The organism is Candidatus Erwinia haradaeae, from assembly GCF_900698925.1.
In the GTDB taxonomy this organism is placed as follows: Bacteria; Pseudomonadota; Gammaproteobacteria; order Enterobacterales; family Enterobacteriaceae; genus Erwinia_E; species Erwinia_E haradaeae_I.
Genome location: NZ_LR217713.1, coordinates 335,073 through 355,216 on the forward strand (window position 1 = coordinate 335,073; position 20,144 = coordinate 355,216).

A 20,144-nucleotide genomic window follows, 5' to 3' on the forward strand; every position below is an offset into this window, starting at 1 on the left:
ATACTTGATTGTAAATCATAATGAAATTAGTATTTGTTTTTAATTCAACAACAGTAAAAGCGGAAGGAGTGTAAAAGTGAAACAGTTTTTTTATATTGCAGGTTTGAGTTTATCTTTAGTTATGTCTGCAATGGCTGAGGCTTCTGATAAAATTGGTGTGGTGAATATGTCTAGTATCTTTCAACAGTTGCCGGAGCGTGCTGCTGCCGCACAGAAATTGGAAAATGAGTTTAAAGAACGTACTGCAGAATTGCAGAGCATGGAGCATGATCTACAAACTAAAATACGCCATCTTCAGCGTGATGGACTTACAATGAAGCCAAGCGAGAGAATTAGTATGGAACAAGAGGTAATACAAAAAAGAGAAGCTTTTTCAAATAAAGTTCAGATATTTGATCAGGATAATCGTCGTCGCCAAATTGAAGAGCGCAATAAAATATTAGACAGGATTCAAAATGCTGTGAAGAAAATTGCTCGCATTAAAGGGTATGATATTGTATTTGATCAAAATACTGTAGCTTATGCTGTTCAATCTAAAGACATCACTGATGATGTTTTAAAACAGGTTCAATAATTTATGTTTTCAATTCGACTAGCTGAATTAGCCCAGCAGTTGGATGCAGAATTGCATGGTGATGGTGATATTGCGATTTCTGGGATTGCTTCTATAGAATCTGCTAAAACCAGTCAAATTACTTTCCTTTCAAGTAGGCGCTATCGTAAGAAACTTGTAGAATGCCAGGCTTCAGCGGTAGTTTTAACTCCAGCAGATCTAAGATTTTTTAATGGATCCTCGCTGGTAGTTAAAAATCCCTACTTAACATATGCGCGTATAGCGCAATTTTTTGATAGCACGCCAAAATCAGATGTAGGAATTTCGCCCAGTGCGGTAATTCATAATACAGTTCAATTTGGTAAAAATATTTCAATTGGTGCTAATGTAGTAATTGAGTCTGATGTAGTGTTAGGAGATCATGTTGTGATTGGTGCCGGCTGTTTTATAGGGAAAAGGACTCATATTAGTTCGGGAAGTCGCTTATTGGCAAATGTTTCAATTTATCATGCAGTTAAGATTGGTTGTGATTGTCTGATTCAGTCAGGTGCTGTAATAGGTTCTGATGGTTTTGGATATGCAAAGGATGGTGAGGCCTGGGTTAAGATTCCACAACTAGGTACCGTTATTATTGGAAATCGAGTGGAGATAGGTGCGTGCACAACCATTGATCGTGGTTCTCTGGATAATACTTATATTGGTAATGATGTTGTCATAGATAATCACTGTCAGATCGCACATAATGTAATTATTGGAAATAATACTGCTATAGCTGGCGGTGTGGTTATGGCTGGTAGTCTTAAAATTGGTCGCTATTGTATGATTGGTGGTGCCAGCGTTATTAATGGTCATATAGAGATTTGCGACAAAGTCACAGTGACAGGCATGGGCATGGTCATGAGATCTATTACTGAGCCTGGGGTATATTCTTCTGGTATTCCTGTTCAGTCCAATAAGCTCTGGCGTAAAACTACAGTATTAGTAATGAATATCGAGGACATAAGACAACGTTTAAAAATTATCGAAAATAAAATTGATAAAAAGTAAAAACATCATAATCAACATGATCAATTTTTAATAAAACACATGTAAAGAGATAAAAGTATGAGGTCTAGACATGATTTTCGGCCTAAAGAAAAATAAATTATTACAGGTCGTCTTATTCCAGCCATAAGATTTTTCAGGACAGGAAGAGTATTTTGAATACTAAAACTCATACTCTAAAAATTGAAGAGATTATTGAACTATTACCACATCGTTATCCATTTTTACTAGTTGACCGAGTCATTGACTTTGAAAAAAACAAGTATCTCCGAGCAGTTAAGAATGTATCAGTTAATGAACCGTTTTTTCAGGGACATTTTCCTGGTAAACCTATTTTCCCAGGTGTCTTAATTCTTGAGGCTATGGCTCAAGCCACTGGTATTCTTGCATTTAAAAGTGTTGGTCAATTAAAGCCAGGGGAGCTTTATTATTTTGCTGGTATTAATGAAGCACGATTTAAACGACCTGTTGTGCCAGGTGATCAGATGATTATGGAGGTGACTTTTGAAAAAACCCGTCGTGGATTAACGCGTTTTAAAGGGTGGGCTGCTGTGGATGGTAAAATTGTCTGCGAAGCAACCATGATGTGTGCCCGAAGCCGGGAGGTTTAGCTGGTGATTGATGCTACGGCCGTTATTCATCCCAGTGCAATTATTGAGGCAGGTGCTGTGATTGGTGCAGGTGTTCAGATTCATCCTTTTTGTATTATTGGTTCTCACGTTAGTATTGGGGAAGGTACGGTGCTAAAATCCCATGTTGTAGTCAATGGTCATACCTGTATTGGAAAAAATAATACTTTATGGTCATTCACTTCAGTAGGTGAAGTCAATCAGGATCGAAAATATACTGGTGAACCAACAAGAGTGGAAATTGGCGATCGTAATCATATTCGTGAAAGTGTTACAATTCATCGCGGAACTACACAATCAAATGGGATAACGCGTATTGGTAATGATAATCTGTTGATGGTAAATGCGCATATTGCTCATGATTGCGTCATTGGTAATCATTGTATTTTAGCTAATAATGCGACACTAGCTGGGCATGTGAGCGTCGATGATTTTGCAATCATTGGAGGTATGACAGCGGTGCATCAATTTTGTATTATTGGATCTTATGTTATGGTCGGTGGATGTTCTGGTGTAACCCAGGATGTGCCTCCTTATGTTATTGCACAAGGTAATCATGCTAGGCCTTTCGGGATCAATATTGTTGGATTAAAACGCCATGGATTCAGTACAGATGCGTTACAGGCGATTCGTTCTGCATATAAGATACTGTATCGAAGTGGTAAGACATTAGATACAGTCAAGCCAGAGATTGCTCGTATTGCAGATTTACATCCGGAGGTTAAGCCATTCTACGATTTTTTTGCTCGATCTACTAGAGGTTTGATTCGTTAAGTTATGTCGAATAATATCTTAACTATTGCTCTTGTTGCTGGAGAGATTTCTGGTGATATGCTCGGTGCAGGACTTATGCGGGCGATAAAAGAAAAACATGCTAATGTGCGTTTTATAGGTGTAGCTGGTCCTCTAATGAAGTCTGAGGGATGTTTGGCATGGTATGACATGGAAGAATTAGAAGTTATGGGAGTTGTGGAAATTGTAGGACGTTTGCGTCGTTTATTATACATTCGACGTGATTTGACACGTCGTCTTATTCTTTTGCAACCTGATGTATTTATTGGTATTGATTCACCGGACTTCAATCTCACCTTGGAAGGCCGTCTTAAAAGGAAGGGGATTCGTACGATTCACTATGTTAGCCCATCGTTATGGGCGTGGAGACAAAAACGTATTGTTACTATTGGTCGTGTAACGGATCTTGTTTTGGTATTATTACCATTTGAAAAAGCTTTGTATGATCGCTGGAATGTTTCTTGTTGTTTTATTGGTCATCCCATGGCTGATTTGATTCCTATCAAGCCAGATAAGTTGTCTATACGAGAAGAGCTTGGCATTGATTCAGCTTCTTTATGTCTAGCTTTATTACCAGGTAGTCGTAGTGCTGAGGTTGATATGTTAAGTGAAGATTTTCTGAAAACAGCAATAATTTTGCAGGAAAAGTATCCAAATCTTCAAGTTATAGCACCGTTAGTTAACACGCAGCGACGTTTGCAATTTAAAAGAATTAAGGATCGAGTAGCACCTAAATTACAAGTGCATTTTTTAGATGGTAAAGGATCACTGGCTATGCAAGCCAGTGATGTTGCTTTATTAGCTTCTGGAACAGCTACGTTAGAATGTATGTTAGCAAAATGTCCGATGGTAGTAAGCTACCGTATGAAACCCTTTACGTTTTGGTTAGCTAAGCGTTTAGTAAAAACTAGCTACGTCTCACTTCCTAACTTATTATCTAATTCTACTTTGGTCCCAGAGTTATTACAAGAGAAGTGTCAACCACAACACCTTGCAGCTGCTCTGGATCCTTTTCTTATTAATCCGAAGATATGTCCTTTTTTATTAACTACCTTTACTGAGTTACATCAGACAATTCGACAGAACTCTAATGAAAATGCGGCGAAAGCAGTGCTAGAGTTGTGTAAATAAAAAATTTTTTATTAATATTTAGAGAGACATTCATTATTGTTTTATTTTTATTTGATAACGCAGATTTTGTTTTCTAATCTTTATTCTTTAAGTAGAATACATTTAATATTTTTTCTAATTGTTATCCTAAACTGTTTTATATATTATATAGAAAAGGAGATATAATTTACATTATAAATATAAAATTTTTTATCAATCTGGATGAGAATAACTTTTTTCAACACAGATGGATAAATGGCTTACATGTTTATGATGTAGTAATACATATTGTATTTATGAGAGTAGTATTTTAATACAATGATATATATTGTAGTCTAATTCTAGCTTACATCCGAGTCCCAATATTTATAAGAATCACATCTATTAGTGACTTATCTTAAGACAGGTAATATTTATGTATTTTACAGAGAAGCTTTCTGGAAACATAGTGCTACTTGTGTCAACATTCTTATCTATAATTTTACCATATAAACTCAAAGAATAAGGACATTAGAATATAATTCATGCATGTGCATTTTTTCTATAATTCCGTCTTAATTTTAAACTGGAATCAAGATGCCTGAGCCTCATTTTGTTCATTTGCGGGTCCATAGCGACTACTCCATAATTGATGGATTAGCTAAAATAGGAACATTAGTAGATTTTGTAGCAAAACTAGGTATGCCTGCTGTTGGTATTACAGATTTTACTAATTTTTTTGGATTAATTAAATTTTATAATGCTGCACATAAGAAAGGTGTCAAACCAATTATTGGTGCTGATTTTAAAATGAGTAGTGAGCTTATGGGTAGTAATCTTTCGCAAATTACTATATTAGCTACTAACAATGAGGGTTATCAAAATCTTAAATTTCTTATTTCGCGTGCCTATTTGCGTGGTTATGGGAGTCAGGGTCCAATAATTAAACGCAGTTGGTTGGTCGAGAACCGGGAAGGTATTCTTTTGCTTTCTGGTGGTCTTCAGGGTGAAATTGGTCAAATGTTGTTACGCGGAAATGAAAGACAGGTTCAAGAATCTACTAATTTTTATCAGAAATATTTCCCTGATTGTTATTACCTGGAATTGATTAGAACTGGACGAATAAATGAAGAAATATATTTACATGCTGCAGTGGAGTTAGCAGTACAAACAGGCATTCCTGTTGTTGCTACCAACGAGGTTTGTTTTATTTCTCAATTAGATTTTGAGGCTCATGAGATTCGCGTGGCTATCCAAAATGGATTTACTTTAGAAAATCAGAAGCGTCCTCGTTTATATAGCGCTCAACAGTATCTAAGAACTGAAAAGGAGATGTGTATATTATTTTCAGATATTCCAGAAGCGTTAGAAAATAGTGTGGAAATTGCTCGTCGCTGCAATGTTACAATTCAACTTGGTTCATATTTTCTACCAAAGTTTCCAACGGGTTCTATGACCACGGAGGATTTTCTTGTTTTAAAATCTAAAGAAGGTTTAGAAGAGCGGTTAAATATTATATTTCCAGAGCAAAAAGTTCGTTCTGATCGTCGTTTGAAATATGATCAGAGGTTGCAAACTGAACTCCAGGTTATTAATCAGATGGGGTTTCCTGGTTATTTTCTTATTGTTATGGAATTTATTAAATGGTCTAAGGATAACGGTGTTCCGGTTGGTCCTGGTAGGGGGTCAGGAGCAGGTTCTTTAGTCGCCTATTCTCTAAAAATCACTGATATAGATCCATTAGAGTTTAATTTGCTATTTGAGCGTTTTCTCAATCCAGAACGTGTTTCACTTCCTGATTTTGATGTTGATTTTTGTATGGAAAAACGAGATCTAGTAATTGAACATGTAGCAGAGATGTATGGTCGTAAAGCAGTTTCACAGATTATTACTTTCGGTACTATGACTGCGAAAGCGGTTATCCGTGATGTAGGACGAGTTCTTGGCCATCCTTATATTTTTGTTGATCGAATCTCAAAAATGGTGCCAGCAGATCCTGGAATAACATTAGAAAAAGCGTTTGTATCCTCCTCTAATTTATTAGCTCTTTATAAGTCAGATGAAGAGGTCAAACTGCTTATTGACATGGCAAAAAAACTAGAAGGTGTTACACGTAATGCTGGAAAGCATGCGGGTGGAGTGGTTATTGCACCTACAAAAATTACTGATTTTGCACCATTATATTGTGACGCATCTGGTAATTATCCAGTCACTCAGTTTGATAAAAATGATATAGAATATACTGGTTTAGTTAAGTTTGACTTTCTTGGTCTACGTACACTAACTATTATTGATTGGACGTTAGCAATGATTAATGTGAATCATATAAAAAATCATGTGCAGCCAATTGATATTTCTTCTATTGATCTTAATGATGAAAGAAGTTTTGATATGTTAAGACATGCCGAGACTACCGCTGTTTTTCAGTTAGAATCGTATGGAATGAAAGACTTGATTAAACGATTAAAACCTGATTGTTTTGAAGATATTATCGCATTAGTCGCTTTATTTCGCCCGGGTCCTTTACAGTGTGGCATGGTTGATAATTTTATCAACCGCAAGCATGGTTTGGAAAAGATTTCTTATCCAGATGAACAATGGCAGCATGAGTTGTTAGAGCCTGTTCTTGAATCCACTTATGGAATTATACTGTATCAGGAGCAAGTAATGCAGATAGCTCAAGTTTTAGCTGGATACAGTTTAGGTGATGCCGACATGCTTCGTAGAGCTATGGGGAAAAAAAATCCAGATGAAATGGCTCGTCAACGCGATGGTTTTGAAAGAGGTGCACAAGCGAATGGTATAGATGGTAGATTAGCTATTAAAATTTTTAATCTAGTAGAAAAATTTGCCGGATATGGTTTTAATAAGTCACACTCAGCGGCTTATGCTTTGGTCTCGTATCAGACGTTATGGTTAAAAACGCATTATCCCGCTGAGTTTATGGCGGCAGTCATGAATACTGATATGGATAACACAGATAAAATAGTTACTTTAGTAAATGAATGTTGGCGAATAGGTCTTCAAGTTCTTCCACCAGATATTAATTCTGGTTTGTATTATTTTTATGTTAATGATGAAGGAAAAATTGTGTATGGTATTGGTGCGATCAAGGGTATAGGAGAGGGTCCAATAGAGGCAATTATAAATGCGCGTAATCAGAAGGGTTCTTTTAATGAATTATTTGAATTTTGTTCTCGCATTGATACAAGAAAGATTAATCGACGGGTTTTAGAAAAATTAATTTTATCTGGTGCTTGTGATTGTTTAGGTTTACATAGAGCTGCTTTAATCAGCGTGTTACCAGATGCATTAAAAGCTGCTCATCAGAGTTCTAAGGCAGATTCTATGGGACAATCTGATATGTTTGGAATACTTACGGCAACTCCAAATCGAGTTAAAAAAGTGCTGTTAGATGTACCAGAGTGGTCGGAACAAATGCAGCTTGAGGCTGAACGAGAGGTTCTAGGTCTTTATTTAACTAGTCATCCAATTAACCAGTATTTACAAGAACTTAAGCATTATGTTAGAGAAAAATGCTTAAAAGATATAGAGGTAACCAGAGATGGAAGAATAACGATTGTTGCTGGTTTGGTTGTAGCAACTCGTATCATAGTTACAAAACGTGGAAATCGTATGGGGATCTGTACTCTAGATGATTCTTCAGGACGTTTGGAAGTAATTTTATTTGTAGATATTTTAGATAAATTCAAGAAGTTTTTAGAGAAGGATCGTATCTTAATTGTTAGTGGACAAGTTATAGCGGATGATTTTAACGGAAAGATCAAAATGATAGCAAGGGATATCATAGATATTAATATGGCTCGTACACGATACATACGTGGTCTGGCAATCTTGTTAACTGATAAGAAAATAAATGACAATCTTGTGCAGAGTCTAGATCATCGATTGTTACCATATAGCTCAGGAAATATACCCGTTCATCTCTATCATCAGAACAGAGATTCTCGAGTCAAATTATGTCTAGGTAAAGACTGGAATGTCTCAGTTAGCGATCAGTTATTAAATGATCTCCGTGCATGGGTAGGGCTCAAACAGGTGGAATTAGAGTTTGATTAATATAGGATTACTATGAGTCTTCATTATCCAGATTTCGAACAGCCTCTTGTAGAGCTGGAGGCAAAAATTGATTCCCTCAAGCTTGTTGCCTGTAATGACAGGCAAGAAAATATACGTTTAGATGCAGAGGTGCAGCGTTTACGTAATAAAAGTTTTGAACTTACACGTAAGATTTTTTCTAATTTAGGTGCTTGGCAAATTGCACAGCTGGCACGTCATCCACTGCGCCCATATACATTAGATTATATACATACTGTATTTACTGATTTTGATGAACTAGCAGGAGATCGTGCTTACGGTGATGATAAAGCTATTGTTGGTGGTATTGCTCGTTTTTCTGGACGCCCTGTAATGGTAATTGGTCACCAAAAGGGGCGCACGACTAAAGAAAAAATACGTCGTAATTTCGGTATGCCCGCGCCTGAAGGGTACCGAAAGGCGTTACGTTTGATGAAGATGGCTGAACGCTTTAAGATGCCAATTATCACGTTTATTGACACACCCGGCGCATATCCTGGTGTAGGTGCTGAGGAGCGTGGTCAAGCGGAAGCTATTGCTTGTAATCTTAGAAAGATGTCTAGTCTTTCTGTGCCAGTGATTTGTACAGTTATTGGCGAAGGAGGTTCTGGTGGAGCTTTAGCCATTGGTGTTGGTGATAAGGTTAACATGTTGCAATATAGTACATATTCTGTCATTTCTCCTGAGGGGTGCGCGTCTATTTTATGGAAAAACGTCGATAAGGCACCAATAGCTGCTGAAGTGATGGTTATCATTGCTTCTCGTTTAAAGGAGTTACATCTTATCGATTCTGTTGTCCCTGAGCCGTTAGGAGGTGCTCATCGGGATTTGTTGCAGATCAGTTCTGCAATTAAAGATCAGCTTTTATCTGATTTAAATGATTTAGATGTTCTTAGTATAAAACAATTACTAGATCGTCGATATGAGAGATTGATGGGTTATGGTTCTTATTGCTAATGAATATCTAGAATAAATTCTAGAATTAGATATTTTAATATGTCAATATAGTATATCTTCATATTATGAAGTATGTTTATAGTATTAATTAGATCCGAATATTAAAAGATTATTGATATTTGTATGAAATAATCGTATTTTTAAGTTTATGGGTTAGTTTGCATAAAGATTACTGATATAATAGTATAAGAGTAGTATAATATATTTATGTAGTCAGAATAATTGATTAATTCATTGTATTATTAGCCGTATCACTTTAATGTGATTTGATCTATTGTATAATTTGATCTATTGTATAATTAGTATAATTGATATGAATTATATTAATAAGCGAGCACTTATGAATGTTCATTTTTTAAATGATCAGCTTCTTTCTGAGAATAACCTGAGTCACCATGACCTCACTTCTATTCTTGGTTATCTCTTTGAGAAAGAGATGGATTACAGTGATTTATATTTTCAATCTAGATACCAGGAATCATGGGTGTTAGAAGATCGGATGATTAAAGATGGTGCCTATGGCCTAGAGAAGGGATTAGGAGTACGCGCTGTCAGAGGTGAAAAAACCGGATTTGCCTATGCAGATCAAATTACATTAGATGCGTTACAAAAGAGTTCTCAGGCAGCGCGCAATATTGTGTCTGAACAAGGCAATAAACAATGCCATGTTTTAGGGAAGCAAGTTTTTCCTGCACGATACTTATCTGTGGATCCGCTTAGTAGTTTAACATGTGATGAGAAAGTTTTATTGTTACATCAGGTTGACAATGTCGCTCGCTTAACCGACGAACGTGTTCGCCAAGTTACTGCTAGTCTCACAGGTGTATATGAGCAGGTGTTAATTGCAGCTACTGACGGAACGTTAGTAGCTGATATTCGTCCTTTAGTTCTTTTATCAATTAGCGTTCAAGTGGAAGACCGTGGAAAACGAGAAAGGGGTTTTAGTGGAGGCGGAGGACGCTTTGGATACGAGTTCTTTTTAGAGAATGTCGACAATGAGGTTAGGGCTGAAGTTTGGGCGCGCGAAGCAGTTCGTATGGCATTAGTAAATTTATATGCACTAGAGGCGCCTGCTGGGTCGATTCCTGTTGTTTTAGGGTCAGGATGGCCTGGTATTTTACTTCACGAAGCAGTTGGGCATGGTCTAGAAGGTGACTTTAATCGTCTTGGTACATCTATTTTTAGTGGTAGAGTAGGGCAGCAAGTAGCATCTGAATGTTGTACTGTGGTAGATGATGGGACTAAGTATGGCCTGCGAGGCTCTCTTTCTGTTGATGATGAAGGAGTACCAGGACAATACACGACTTTGATTGAAAAAGGTTTTTTGAAAGGATATATGCAAGATAAGTTAAATGCACGATTAATGGGTTCAGAGTCAACTGGTAATGGTCGTCGTGAGTCTTACTCTTGTCTACCCATGCCTCGTATGACTAATACCTATATGTTAGCTGGAGATTATACTCCTCAAGAAATTATTGAAAGTGTTGAATATGGTTTATATGCACCTAATTTCCATGGGGGGCAAGTAGATATTACTTCTGGTCAATTTTCTTTTTCTACTTCAGAGGCTTATTTGATTAAAAATGGGGTAATTAGACAATCAGTGAAAGGAGCCACCCTTATTGGTTCTGGTATTGAGGTTATGCAGGCCATTTCAATGGTTGGAAATGATTTACATTTAGATTCAGGAGTAGCGGTTTGTGGTAAAGATGGACAAAATATTCCTGTAGGAGTGGGTCAACCTACTGTTAAGATAGACAACCTCACTGTAGGGGGGTGTTTGAATATATAAAATTTTAGAAAAAATTCTTCTGTTAAAGCAGAAGGTGATTTTTAGTTAATGAAATTAATTAATTTGCATTCATATGTAATTTTTTCAAACATATAGTTAATTAATATCCATGTTTAACTCGAAGGATATTTAACATTTCTTTCTATTAGATGATCCTCTACCAATGCCGTAATAAATTAAACCTTCTTTTTGAATTATTTCTGGATCATATAAGTTGCGACCATCAAAAATTACAGATTCTTTGAGAGTTTTTTTAATTAGGTTTAAATCAGGATTTTGGAAATCATCCCATTCAGTACAAATAATAAGTCCATCTGCATTCTCAAGTGCTAGCTCTTTAGTTGTCACTAGTTTAAGGTCGTTTCGCAAACCATAAATAAGTTTTATTTCATCCATTGATTTTGGGTCAAATGCTTGAATACTAGCTCCAGAACTCCATAGCATTTCCATTAGTATTCTGCTTGGGGCTTCACGTACATCATTAGTATTGGGTTTAAATGATAAACCCCATACGGCAAAAGTTCTTCCGTGAAGAGAATTTCCAAAATGTTGTTTAATCAGATCAGGTAATTTATTTTTTTGAGAAATATTAACATCTTCTACAGCTTGGAGTAGACGAGGATGATAGCCAATGTCTTTTGAAGCTCTTATTAAGGCTCTGATATCTTTTGGAAAGCATGACCCTCCAAAACCACAGCCAGGCTGAATAAATGAGGAACCGATCCGTGAATCAGAACCAATTCCTTGTCGTACATTTTCAATATCAACGCCAAGGCGTTCTGCTAGGTTGGAGATTTCATTGATAAAGCTAATTTTAGTTGCTAACATGCAGTTAGCTGTATATTTTGTGAGCTCAGCACTCCGTATATCCATAAGAATTATAAAATTTCTATTTTGAATAAAAGGGGAATAAAGTTCATAGATTAATTTAAGTACCAGTTTATTATCGGTACCAATAATAATGCGGTCTGGATTTACGCAGTCTGTGACTGCCGTTCCTTCTTTGAGGAATTCAGGGTTAAAAGCTATATCAAAATTTAATTTTACACCACGTTTTTTTATGGTATTGATCATTATATCCCGCATTTGTTCAGTAGTACCTACTGGAACAGTGGATTTATTCAGCACCATTTTATAGTCTTCCATGTATTTTGCAATAGAATGTACGACAGAATTGATAGATTGTAAGTCGGTAAAGCCATTTGAATCTGATGGTGTACCAACGGTAATTAATTGAATTAGTCCGTGATTTACTCCTTTTTTTTCTTGGGTAGAGAAACATAATCGGCCTTCTTTAACATTTTTTGTTATCAGCGTGGATAAGTTTGGCTCAAATATAGGAAGAATCCCTTGTTTTAGATTTTCAATCTTTTTAGCGTCAACATCGATACATAATACATGATGTCCTACTTCAGCTAGGACTGCAGCCTGAACAAGTCCGACATAACCAATACCAAAGATTGTAACTTTCATTTACTATTCCAGTGTGTTAAATATGTTCGTTTATTATATATTTCATATTAGGTTAGGATTTAATCTATATATCATATTGTGAAATCTTTGACATGAGTATTAGCTAAGTGACTCGTGTTATTCTGGGAAGAAGAATTATTGGTACTCTTTTCTGATTTTTTATCTATTTATAGTGTGTTTACATTAGCGATCATTTACGCAATTTTGAAGATTCAATATGGATGATTTAATTTAAGGGTAGATCTATGATTTTTTATTTTTCCAGATATTAAGAATTTAGTTTGTATAATAATGATTTAGGTCATTTTCACTATCAGCGCGATCTTGTCTGCATATGTTATTGTGTCTTAACGTATGTATATTAAGTATATTCTAATTGTATACGTTTGAATGATTATTCTGTCTATCTAGAAGATGATATGTTTAATTAATATTATTAAGATCAGTTTAATGCTTGTTCTACAAGATTGATTTGATAGTAGATATATCTTTATAATAAAGTTTATATAAAACTATATAATATAACTTGTTCAGCTCAATAAGATTTAAAGTTTTATGGAGCTTAATCATTTTATATAACAAAGTCTTTCTATTTTTTATTAATTTTGTCAAGATTATTTGATTGGTGATGGGAGGAGTTATGGATTTAATATATAGGTTGTTTTTAAAATAGATATTGGCTGGTAACTTAGTATATTATAGAGTTCGTTTAAAATAATATTTGTATATTGTTTTAGTGGTATAATCTAATTAGTTTTTTATATTACCTTAGGAAGTTTTATATATTTATTATAGTTATTAGAATTTTAATGGTGGCTGGTAATGTGTTATAAAGAGATAGATTCTAATTTTATGTAGAGATTTGTATTTTCTATTGTTTATTGGGGTCTCAATTTTTGATTTTGATCTCTAAGAGCTTATTGTCCTATGATCTTCATATCATTACATTTTTAATGTGTATATAATATTAATTATTTTTTAGAAAAAACTATGTAAGACATTATTTTCTTATAATAATATTATTAGCTATTGTCTTGTGATTTTTCTAGATCGTATAATATAATCAGGAGACACCTTGCTCATGTTTTTATAGTGAGTTTTCAAAACATCTGAAGATATGCATGTGTAGTAAGTAGAAGATGTGTTGTACAGATATGGTCAGTATTACTCTGTATTTTTTATTTTATTTTCTTTTTTAGGCAATTATCAGTGATGATTCTTGTAATTAAGGTGTTTGTATGTCTTAAATGCAGTTATAATGTTGTATATTGTGAGAGAGGCATATTTGAATTGTTTTATAAAAAATGAAATTTAGCTAGATTATTGCGTGACACTTGTTTTATTTTAGAGTGTAGATTTTTTTAATTTATTCGTCTTGTGTTTTTAGCATAAAATTCTTCATATGAGATATATAAAGAAGTAACAAGATAATTTTGAGAAATTAGAATAATGATGAGTAGTAGAATAACAGATGTAATATTAAATAATTTTATTATAGAATTGATAATTGATATCGACTAATTATCGACCTAGTTCCATTGGATTAATATAAGATTAAAGATTAGAGCGCTATGCAGGATACTTTGAAACATATACCAGTCTTATTAGAAGAGGCTGTGAATGGTCTAAATATTAGATCAGATGGTGTTTATATTGATGGAACTTTTGGTTGTGGAGGGCATTCGCGTTTAATTTTAGATAGACTTGGTCAATTAGGGAAGTTATATGCGATTGACCGGGATCCTGAGGCGGTGACTATTGCGTCTCAAATTACTGATTCACGTTTTACAATCATTAATGGTCAGTTTTCAATGATAGGCAAGTATGTTGAAGAACGTGGATTGACAAGAAAAATTGATGGTATTATTCTAGATCTTGGTATGTCATCATTGCAAGTTGATAACCCTTTACGAGGGTTTTCATTTATGCGAGATGGTCCACTAGACATGAGGATGAATCCAGTATATGGACAATCAGCAGATAAAAAATTAATGAATGCAAAAGAAAGCGAGATTTATTTTGTGCTTAAAACTTTCGGAGAGGAGCGTTTTGCGTGGCGAATTGCTCATGCCATTGTACAAAGAAATAAAATCTGTCCGATAACGCGAACGAAGGAACTGGCGAATCTTATTTGTTCTGTTGTTCCATCTAGACGCCTTCGTAAACATCCAGCAACACGAAGTTTTCAGGCAATTCGAATTTGGGTTAATAATGAGCTGCAAGAGATAGAACAAGCACTGAAAGGAATATTGGGCAGCCTAAAAATAGGAGGACGCATATCCATTATTTCTTTTCATTCTCTGGAAGATCGTATAGTTAAACAATTCATACGTAAGAATAGTCGTGGATTACAAATTCCTTCTCGATGTCCTTTAATAGAGAGGGAGTTCAGGGATTTATATCATCCCTCTCTTCAGAATTTAGGAAAAATTAAGGCAAGTAAAATTGAGGCATTGGACAATCCACGCGCACGTAGTGCTATGCTTCGTTTAGCAGAGTGTATAGGTTTGTGACTAGATCTACGAGATGTAATTTATCAAGTGTTATTGCTATGGATCTTGTACGTTATAGTAAGATTCCAATGTGTTTGTTAATTGTAGTGGTCGCATCTTCTTTTTTTGTAGTTATCACTGCATATAAAACACGCTTAAGCATTACACAACGTGAGAGATTAATTTTAGAATGTGATGTATTGGATACTGAATGGAGGAATTTAATTCTTGAGGAAAATGCATTATCAAAATATCATTCAGATGAACTTGTAAGCCCTAGCTCAATGCTAATGAATAATTACTTTTCTAATTAGATGTAGATTTTTTATTTAAAAATTAGATTTTTTTATTTAATATGTACAAAACATAGCATTGTGCGACAAGAGTCTGATCTATTTTTTAAACATTCTCTCTAGATCGGTTTAAGAAGACTGAATGATAGAAATATACTACAAGAGTGCATATGTTATGTGGAATAGATTGCTAGAAAATATATATTTATATATATTAGTATGTAAGATGTGTCTGGATATGAGAGATACTTGATTATTATATATAAAAAGTTTGGATGAAGTGAAGTATTATTTTCCAAAAGCTTAACATCATATATAGTTACAGATTTATATTTTATTTAACATAAATTCTCATCATCTTTATACAACTTTAATGTTAAAGAAAGAATAAGAATGTTAAAAAATTTGTTTTAAAGATTTATCTATAATTTAAAAGGAGAAAAATGATGCCATGCTATCTGCTAGCATACTTGATTCTTTTACAATATAACATTGTAGGTAAATAGTATTATTATATTGATGTTAGTTATAAAACTTAAATATATTTTATATTACTACTTAATATAATAATCTGTATTAAAGTAAGTAGATATTCTGTTCTGTTCCATAATTAATAATTTTAGAAAATAATTTTTTTTATTTTATCAGTGATATTGAAAGTTATCTAAAAAAACAAGAAGTGGATAGATGGAAGACTAAAAGTGATATTTGCGTATGAAGTATTTTGATCTTTCTTGAAAACTTAAAGTAGAACAAGATTATTTCATGATCAGTGATAATTCATTGAGCTTCTATTAGGTATTTTTTTAATTTTTCTTTTCGAGAGTTTATATTCAAATGATGACAATGATTGAATAAAATAATCAATTCCAAGCGCAGTTTATTGATTTACACTACCATGGCTCTCATATAACTATATTTGATACGATTATAGATATGTGACTGTGTCATATATATTTATCTATTCTATTTTTACGAAACTTTTAATTGATTATGCCAGAACTTTACTGCTATGACCTACCTTTTAGAAAAGGTGACCAACGGAAGCTGGGACAATTAACCGGTTCTGCCTATGCTATTGAATGTGCTGAAATAGCTGAGCGTCATCACGGTCTTGTGATACTAATCACCCAGGATATAAAAAATGCTCGATGTCTTCAGGAGGAAGTAAGACAGTTTACCAATCAACCAGTGAACCGTTTTCCAGATTGGGAAACGTTACCATTTGATCGATTTTCTCCAGATCAGGCAACTATATCTGCTAGACTTTCTACCCTCTATCAGCTGCCAATGCTAAAAAATGGTATTCTGATCTTATCAGTACATACCTTAATGCAGCGCGTGTGTCCATATAACTTCTTATCTTCTTTAGCTCTCTGCTTAAAGAGAGGTGTTAAAATTTCTCGTACGCAATTACGCGTGCATCTTAAGAAGTCCGGTTATCGTAGTGTGCATCATATTGTAGAGCATGGTGATTTTTCTAACTATGACAAGTTTTTAGATATATTTCCTATGGGCAAGGATCAAGTTTATCGTATTGTTTTTTTAGACGATCAGATTCATGATATATATTTTTTAGACAGTGAGAGCCAACGCACAAAGAAAGAAATTACTGAACTCAACCTCCTACCTGCGCATGAATTTCCAACCAACAAAGATGTGATTGATCTTTTTTTGAAAAAGTGGCGTAAACATTTTGATGTTCGGTTGGAACCCGATCATGTTTATCAGCAAGTTAAAAAAGGAGTCTTACCTGCTGGGATTGAGTATTGGCAGCCATTGTTTTTTGAAGATCCTTTACCTAGGTTTTTTAGTTATTTACCGTCTAATGCTCTCTTGGTTATATCTGGTGAGCTAAAGAAAAGTAGTGATGATTTTTGGTTTGATATTAATAGGAGATATGACAATCGTCGAGTTGACGTAATGCGTCCTTTATTAGATCCTAAATATTTATGGTTATGCAGTAGTGAGCTTATGTCTGCATTACAGGAGTGGCCGCGTATAGAACTCCAACACCAGTGCTTAGAAGAAGATCAAACTCATACTAATTTAGAATACTCATCATTGCCAGACTTATCAGTTAGACCTAAGGCTCAACAGCCCTTAGATGGTTTACGAAGATTTCTTGAATCTTTTAGTGGTGCGGTAATTTTTTCAGTAGAAAACGAAGGGCGTAGAGAGGTTTTACAGGAGTTACTCGCACGCATTAATATTCAAGCAGATATTATTTATCAATTATCTCAAGCGAGAGGTTCTGGGTGTTATTTATTAATTGGCTCTAGTGAGAAAGGTTGCATTGATCACCGACGAAAGCGTGCATTAATTTGTGAAAATGATTTACTAGATGATTTTGTTAGCTATTCTGGCCACGATCGTCGTAAGACAATGCATTCTGATATTTTGATACCGAATTTTTCGGATTTGTCCCCAGGTCAGCCAGTAGTGCACATAGAACATGGTGTTGGGCGATACCTAGGCTTATCTACTTTAGAGACGGGTGGTATTCAAGCAGATTATCTAATGTTAGCATATGCTGAAAATGCGAAACTATACATTCCTATGCCATCACTACATCTTATTAGCCGCTATACGGGTAGTTCTTATGAAAATGCTCCGTTACATAGGTTAGGTAGTTCCGCATGGTTAAGAGCCAGGAAGAAAGTTTCTAAAAAAGTGCGTGATGCCGCTGCTGAATTGTTGGATATTTATGCTCAACGTGCAGCAAAAAATGGTTTTGCTTTTAAACATGATAAAAAACAGTATCAGTTATTTTGTGAAAGTTTTCCATTTAAAGTTACTTCTGATCAAAAAAAGGCAATTAACGCAGTACTCAGTGATATGTGTCAGCCATTAACAATGGATCGTTTAATATGCGGTGATGTTGGTTTTGGCAAAACAGAAGTTGCTATGCGTGCTGCTTTTTTAGCAGTCTTTAATCATAAACAGGTAGCAGTGTTAGTGCCAACCACTCTTCTTGCTCAGCAACATTATGATAACTTTCGAGATCGATTTGCTAATTGGCCGGTATGTATTAAGATGTTGTCACGGTTTCGTACCGAGAAAGAGCGGGAGCAGGTATTAAAGGAGACGCAAGAGGGGAAAGTAGATATATTAATTGGTACTCATCAGCTTTTGCAAAACAAGATTAAATGGCACGATCTTGGTTTGCTTGTTGTAGATGAAGAACATCGTTTTGGAGTCCGCCATAAAGAACGCATTAAAGTAATGCGCACAGATGTTGATATCCTGACTTTAACGGCTACGCCTATTCCACGTACATTGAATATGGCAGTACATGGTATGCGTGATTTATCAATTATTTCTACTCCACCAGCGCGTCGTTTAGCAGTTAAAACTTTCGTTCATCAATATGATCAGAAAATTATTGGAGAAGCTATTTTACGTGAAATACTTCGTGGTGGACAGGTTTATTATCTTTATAATGATGTTGAAAATATTGAGAAAGTAACAAAAGAACTTTCTGAGTTAGTTCCAGCAGCGCGCATTGCTCTTGGCCATGGTCAAATGAATGAGCGTGAGCTAGAACGGGTTATGAATGATTTTTATCACCAGAGGTTCAATGTGTTGGTTTGTACTACGATTATTGAAACTGGTATCGACATACCTACTGCCAATACAATTATTATTGAAGGCGCTGATCGATTTGGACTAGCTCAGTTGCATCAATTAAGAGGGCGCGTTGGACGATCGCATCATCAGGCTTATGCCTGGTTATTAACACCACACCCTAAAGCAATGACTATTAATGCACAGAAGCGTCTCGAAGCGATTTCCTCTTTAGAGGATTTAGGTGTTGGTTTGTCTTTGGCTACCCATGATCTTGAAATTCGTGGAGCTGGTGAGTTACTTGGAGAGGGGCAGAGTGGGCAGATAGATAGTATTGGTTTTTCATTATATATGGAATTATTAGAACATGCTGTTGATTCTTTAAGGGCTGGTAATGAACCTTCATTAGAAGATCTTACGCGTAGTCAGATTAATATTGATCTCAAGATCCCTGTTTTTCTTCCGGATTCTTTTATTCCTGATGTAAACACTCGTTTAGCATTTTATAAGCGCATTGCTAGTGCAAAAAACTATAGTGAATTGGATTCCATTAAGACAGAGTTAATCCATCGTTTTGGATTAATGCCAGATTCAGCTCATTCTCTTCTTGATACTGCGTCTTTGAGGTTATCATCACAAATAATTGGTTTAAAGAAAATAGAAGCTCATGAAACAGGTGGGTGTATTGAATTTAGTGAAGATAATAAGATTAATCCTTCTTGGCTTCTAAGTCTCTTAAAGAAAGAGCCTCATTGTTGGTTTCTAGATGGATCCACACGTATTAGGTTTGTTTGTGATTTATCAGAACGGATAGTGCGTATCCAGTGGATTACTAAATTAATTGAGCAGATGCTTCATAATATAGTGCCTGGGTAGGCTATATGATCATTATACAGAATATTATATATTTTTTATATTTATTATCAGTGGGAGATAATGTCGTGAATTATTATTGAAGAGATTCATGTTCTTGCTTGAGGTATTTTGCATGTTTTAAGCATGTTATTTTTCTGACATGTTCATTGTACTTATAGTCTTTAATTTTATTGGCATTACTAAATTAGTTAAATTTTATAACACTGATTTTCTTTTTGTATTTTACCTTTATCAATTTTTGAATGAAGGGGTTAATTAGATTTTTTATTTTATAACATTTAATGAAAAACTAGAATAGTAAATATTAGTTGATTATTTAGTTGTATTAGTTTATTTTTTGATTTTGATTTTAGGTTATTTTATGATTGAATTAACTATTATAGTTAATATGAATATAGGTGATTATACTATAATTATTAGTATTTTGATACTTTAGAGGTTGTAATTATTTATATAGAATATTTCTAATATTATGTAAAACTTTTAAGA

The 20,144-nt window shown here is 34.7% G+C and carries 12 protein-coding genes; 11 read left to right on the forward strand and 1 reads right to left on the reverse strand.

All coding sequences use genetic code 11. From position 1 onward, the window contains the following. Nucleotides 1-121: 121 nt before the first annotated feature. The 8 genes from HACICURV3402_RS00990 to tldD all read left to right on the forward strand — a co-directional run bounded on the left by HACICURV3402_RS00990 (nucleotide 122) and on the right by tldD (nucleotide 10,954). On the forward strand, nucleotides 122-574 hold the full coding sequence (locus HACICURV3402_RS00990; RefSeq protein ID WP_157992894.1) for an OmpH family outer membrane protein: 453 nt from the start codon (nucleotides 122-124) through the stop codon (nucleotides 572-574). A 3-nt stretch (nucleotides 575-577) separates the two neighbouring features. Beyond that, nucleotides 578-1,600: a UDP-3-O-(3-hydroxymyristoyl)glucosamine N-acyltransferase gene (gene lpxD, locus HACICURV3402_RS00995; protein WP_157992509.1), complete on the forward strand. Its 1,023-nt coding sequence runs from the start codon at nucleotides 578-580 to the stop codon at nucleotides 1,598-1,600. A 152-nt stretch (nucleotides 1,601-1,752) separates the two neighbouring features. Continuing rightward, nucleotides 1,753-2,208, forward strand: a complete 456-nt coding sequence (gene fabZ, locus HACICURV3402_RS01000; protein ID WP_157992510.1) for a 3-hydroxyacyl-ACP dehydratase FabZ — start codon at nucleotides 1,753-1,755, stop codon at nucleotides 2,206-2,208. Nucleotides 2,209-2,211: 3 nt separating this feature from the next. Continuing rightward, entirely contained in the window at nucleotides 2,212-3,000 is a 789-nt protein-coding gene (gene lpxA / locus HACICURV3402_RS01005; protein ID WP_157992511.1) for an acyl-ACP--UDP-N-acetylglucosamine O-acyltransferase, read from the forward strand. A 3-nt stretch (nucleotides 3,001-3,003) separates the two neighbouring features. Continuing rightward, nucleotides 3,004-4,149, forward strand: a complete 1,146-nt coding sequence (lpxB, locus tag HACICURV3402_RS01010; protein ID WP_157992512.1) for a lipid-A-disaccharide synthase — start codon at nucleotides 3,004-3,006, stop codon at nucleotides 4,147-4,149. 555 nt (nucleotides 4,150-4,704) lie between these two features. Then, on the forward strand, nucleotides 4,705-8,187 hold the full coding sequence (dnaE, locus tag HACICURV3402_RS01015; protein WP_157992513.1) for a DNA polymerase III subunit alpha: 3,483 nt from the start codon (nucleotides 4,705-4,707) through the stop codon (nucleotides 8,185-8,187). A gap of 12 nt (nucleotides 8,188-8,199) precedes the next feature. Further along, nucleotides 8,200-9,162: an acetyl-CoA carboxylase carboxyl transferase subunit alpha gene (gene accA / locus HACICURV3402_RS01020; protein ID WP_157992514.1), complete on the forward strand. Its 963-nt coding sequence runs from the start codon at nucleotides 8,200-8,202 to the stop codon at nucleotides 9,160-9,162. 340 nt (nucleotides 9,163-9,502) lie between these two features. After that, nucleotides 9,503-10,954, forward strand: a complete 1,452-nt coding sequence (gene tldD / locus HACICURV3402_RS01025; protein WP_157992895.1) for a metalloprotease TldD — start codon at nucleotides 9,503-9,505, stop codon at nucleotides 10,952-10,954. Nucleotides 10,955-11,083: 129 nt separating this feature from the next. Here tldD and HACICURV3402_RS01030 read toward each other — a convergent pair whose 3' ends face one another. Continuing rightward, complete coding sequence (locus HACICURV3402_RS01030) at nucleotides 11,084-12,427, reverse strand: UDP-glucose dehydrogenase family protein (RefSeq protein WP_157992515.1); 1,344 nt, start codon at nucleotides 12,425-12,427, stop codon at nucleotides 11,084-11,086. A gap of 1,571 nt (nucleotides 12,428-13,998) precedes the next feature. Here HACICURV3402_RS01030 and rsmH point away from each other — a divergent pair. The 3 genes from rsmH (at nucleotide 13,999) to mfd (ending at nucleotide 19,655) form a co-directional block, all read left to right on the forward strand. After that, a complete protein-coding gene (gene rsmH, locus HACICURV3402_RS01035) occupies nucleotides 13,999-14,940 on the forward strand; it encodes a 16S rRNA (cytosine(1402)-N(4))-methyltransferase RsmH (RefSeq protein WP_157992516.1) in 942 nt (313 codons plus the stop codon). After that, nucleotides 14,937-15,233: a cell division protein FtsL gene (ftsL, locus tag HACICURV3402_RS01040; RefSeq protein ID WP_232037511.1), complete on the forward strand. Its 297-nt coding sequence runs from the start codon at nucleotides 14,937-14,939 to the stop codon at nucleotides 15,231-15,233. Before rsmH ends, ftsL begins: the two co-directional genes overlap by 4 nt. A gap of 972 nt (nucleotides 15,234-16,205) precedes the next feature. Further along, a complete protein-coding gene (gene mfd, locus HACICURV3402_RS01045) occupies nucleotides 16,206-19,655 on the forward strand; it encodes a transcription-repair coupling factor (protein ID WP_157992517.1) in 3,450 nt (1,149 codons plus the stop codon). Nucleotides 19,656-20,144: the final 489 nt, after the last annotated feature.